A 3,549-nucleotide genomic window follows, 5' to 3' on the forward strand; every position below is an offset into this window, starting at 1 on the left:
GTTCGTTGAAGCGCATGATGCCGTGGACGGGAATATCGCCCCCCACCCGGACGACGGCCTTGCCCCGCCGATCGGTGACGATGAAATTGCGGTTGGTGATGCCGCCTGAAAGGGGGGCGATGTCGACGCGGCCCTGCCACAGAGGCAGGGCGCGGATGGTGGCCTCGATGGGATCGACATCCGCCGATGGGGGCATTCCATCCTCGTTTCAAGCCGCGACCGGCGGATTCTGGGCCTTTCCCGAGGGCTTGGCAATGTGCCGCGCACAGGGTTTCGCGCGCCGCGACACGGAATTAAGGGCTTGACCTCGGGGCGGGCAGCCGTTCATGGTATCGGCCATGATGACCCGCGCGATGTGGACCCTACTTACCCGACTTATTTGACCGACGCCTTTCAGGTGTCGGGTGGAACTTCGTGTTCCCTGCGGTCGTCTTCGGTCCATCATCCCCGGTAAAGCATTCTCCCATGCCCGTTTCTCGTCGTAAGCTGTCGGTCGTTCATCACGCCCTGGGTGTGGTTCCGCGTTCCCTCGCGCGACTTACCAGGGCCGCGGCGCGGCCATCGCCTGCCGCCGCGGCCTGATCCCGAGACGCCGACATCCCATCCAGATCCAGATTCGAATCCTCAGGAATTTTCCCATGTCCTCCATGCCGATCGAGAAATATCGCCCCGTACCGTCCATCGACCTGCCGAACCGCCAATGGCCGGGCAAGGTCATCACCAAGGCGCCCTTGTGGTGCTCGGTCGACCTGCGCGACGGCAATCAGGCCCTGATCGAGCCCATGGGCCACGATCGCAAGCTGCGCATGTTCCGCACCCTGGTGGACATGGGCTTCAAGGAAATCGAGGTCGGCTTCCCCTCGGCCTCGCAGACCGATTTCGACTTCGTCCGCTTCCTGATCGACAATGGCGAGATCCCGGACAATGTCACCGTCCAGGTCCTGACCCAGGCGCGGGAAGAGCTGATCATCCGCACCTTCGATGCGATCCGCGGCACCAAGCGGGCCATCGTCCATCTGTATAATTCGACTTCGACCCTGCAGCGGCGGGTGGTCTTCGGCCTGGACCGGGCGGGCATCATCGACATCGCGGTGAAGGGCACCCAACTGGTCAAGAGCCTGGTGCACAAGATCCCCGATACCGAGATCGTGCTGGAATATTCGCCCGAGAGCTTCACCGGCACCGAACTCGATTTCGCCAAGGAAATCTGCGAGGCGGTGATGGACGTCTGGCAGCCCACGGCGGAAAAGCCGATGATCTTCAATCTGCCGTCGACGGTCGAAATGGCGACGCCCAACGTCTACGCCGACCAGATCGAATGGTTCATCCGCAATGTGAAGTGGCGCGACCGCTATCTGCTGTCGCTGCATCCCCATAACGACCGGGGTACCGGCGTCGCCGCGACCGAACTGGCGCTGATGGCCGGCGCCGACCGGGTCGAAGGCACGCTGTTCGGCAATGGCGAGCGCACGGGCAATGTCGATGTCGTCACCCTGGCCCTGAACATGTTCACCCAGGGCGTCGATCCCGAACTGGTGATCGACGATATCGATGAACTGCGCCGCACCGCCGAATACTGCAACCAGTTGCCGGTCCATCCGCGCCATCCTTACGCCGGCGATCTGGTCTTCACCGCCTTCTCGGGTAGCCATCAGGATGCGATCAAGAAGGGCCTGGCCGCGCGCCGCCAGCAGAATGACATCGTCTGGGAAGTGCCCTATCTGCCGATCGACCCGGAAGACCTGGGCCGTTCCTACGAGGCGGTGATCCGGGTGAATTCCCAGTCCGGCAAGGGCGGCGTCGCCTATCTGCTGGAGCAGGACTACGGCCTGCATCTGCCGCGCAAGCTGCAGATCGAATTCAGCCGCGTCGTCCAGGGCCATACCGACCTGACCGGCAAGGAAGTGACCTCGGCCGACCTCTACGCCATGTTCACCAAGGAATATTTCGAGGCGAAATACCCGCTGGAATTCGTCCATCACAACACGATGCCGGCGAATAACGCCGGCGAGGAAAGCTCGATTACCTCGCGCGTGAAAGTCTATGGCGAGACCAAGGAAATCCACGGCACGGGCACCGGCCCGATCGACGCCTTCTGCGACAGTCTGGCCAAGGAGCTGGGCATCGGCATCGAAGTCGTCGACTACAGCCAGCACGCCGTCGGCCAGGGCGCCAATGCCGAGGCCGTCACCTATGTCGAGATGAAGGGGGAAGGCAACATCACCCTCTTCGGCGTCGGCCGCGACCGCAACGTGACCGTCGCCTCGCTGAAAGCCGTCGCCAGCGCCGCCAACCGCATCCACGCGGCGGCGGCGGTCGCCGGGGCGAAGTAAGCGATACCCGGCATCCCTCCTCACCCAACCCTCTCCTCCGAGGAGGAGAGGGCTCAATCTCCCTCTCCGCCCTTCGGGGGGAGAGGGCCGGGGTGAGGTGGGGACACGCGGTGCTGATCAAACTCCGCCCCCTCGAAGGCGAAGCCTTCGTCAATCTCTCTCGAACGCGAAGCCTTCGTCGGCCCAGCCGGTCATACCGCCGATCATCAGTTTCACCGGCCGGCCCAGGCTGGCGAGGCGAAAGGCGGCGCGATCGGCGCCATTGCAATGGGGGCCGGCGCAATAGACGACGAACACTGTCTCCATCGGCCAGGCCTCCAGCCTTCGGGCATTGATGTCGAGGTGCGGCAGGCTGACCGCGCCCGGGACATGGGCGCGGGCGAAAGCCTTGCGGCCGCGCACGTCCAGCAGCACGAAATCGGCCGATCCCCGCGAGATCGCGGCGAAGACATCGGCGCAATCGGTCTCGAAGCCGAGTTTCCGGCCGAAATGGGCCAGGGCCTCGGCGGGGGTGGCGGCGGGATGGTCGGTGACGGCGCTCGGCATGGCTCGCTCCTGCTGGATCGGGAGCAGTCTCGCGCGGGAGCGCCGAGGCTGGCAGATGGCGCGATTGCCAAGTATCGTCAAGATCATGCCAAACGAAACCTCGCCCCTGGTCGTCGCCCTTGCCTATGACGGACTGTGCACCTTCGAGTTCGGCCTCGCAGTCGAGGTCTTCGGCCTGCCGCGGCCGGAAATGGGGCCGGACTGGTATCGTTTCGCCGTCGCGAGCGTCGATCCGGGGCCGTTGCGGGCGACCGGCGGCGTGCGCCTACTGGTCGACGGCGGGCTCGAAATGCTCGATCAGGCGGGGACCATCATCGTGCCCGGCTGGCGCGGGGCCGATGTCCCTGTTCCGGAAGCCTTGCGCGAGGCGCTGCGCCGGGCGGCGGGGCGGGGGGCGCGCCTGCTCTCGATCTGTTCCGGGGTCTTCGTGCTGGCGGCGGCCGGCCTCCTGGAAGGGCGGCGGGCGACTACCCATTGGCGTTACGCCGCGCGGCTGGCCGCGGCCTATCCGGCGATCATGGTCGATGCCGATGTCCTCTATGTCGACGAGGGCCAGGTGCTGACCTCGGCCGGATCGGCCGCCGGCCTCGATCTCTGCCTGCATCTGGTGCGGCGGGACTTCGGCGCCGAGGCGGCCAACCGGGTGGCGCGGCGTCTGGCCGTGCCGGCC

The 3,549-nt window shown here is 65.5% G+C and carries 3 protein-coding genes and 1 pseudogene; 2 read left to right on the plus strand and 2 right to left on the minus strand.

Translation table 11 applies throughout. The features are described 5' to 3' along the window. Positions 1-196, minus strand: a pseudogene (locus WAZ62_RS12225) (hypothetical protein); the annotation flags it as partial. A gap of 442 nt (positions 197-638) precedes the next feature. On the opposite strand from WAZ62_RS12225, the gene leuA reads away from it, so the two are divergent. Further along, the gene (gene leuA, locus WAZ62_RS12230; protein WP_422643811.1) at positions 639-2,333 is read left to right on the plus strand and encodes a 2-isopropylmalate synthase; all 1,695 of its coding nucleotides are present in this window, start codon (positions 639-641) and stop codon (positions 2,331-2,333) included. Between the two features lie 150 nt (positions 2,334-2,483). Here leuA and WAZ62_RS12235 read toward each other — a convergent pair whose 3' ends face one another. After that, entirely contained in the window at positions 2,484-2,879 is a 396-nt protein-coding gene (locus tag WAZ62_RS12235) for a rhodanese-like domain-containing protein (RefSeq protein WP_422643813.1), read from the minus strand. A gap of 85 nt (positions 2,880-2,964) precedes the next feature. Here WAZ62_RS12235 and WAZ62_RS12240 point away from each other — a divergent pair. Then, the coding region (locus tag WAZ62_RS12240) for a DJ-1/PfpI family protein (RefSeq protein ID WP_422643815.1) at positions 2,965-3,549 on the plus strand (585 nt) is incomplete at its 3' end.

The sequence above is a fragment of the Zavarzinia sp. genome (assembly GCF_049306435.1).
GTDB lineage: Bacteria > Pseudomonadota > Alphaproteobacteria > Zavarziniales > Zavarziniaceae > Zavarzinia.

What these genes read in the sequence shown, in the direction of transcription:
- leuA (WP_422643811.1), top strand. Translation starts at nt 639, where the DNA reads ATGTCCTCCATGCCGATCGAGAAATATCGCCCCGTACCGTCCATCGAC.
- WAZ62_RS12235 (WP_422643813.1), bottom strand. Translation starts at nt 2,879, where the DNA reads ATGCCGAGCGCCGTCACCGACCATCCCGCCGCCACCCCCGCCGAGGCC.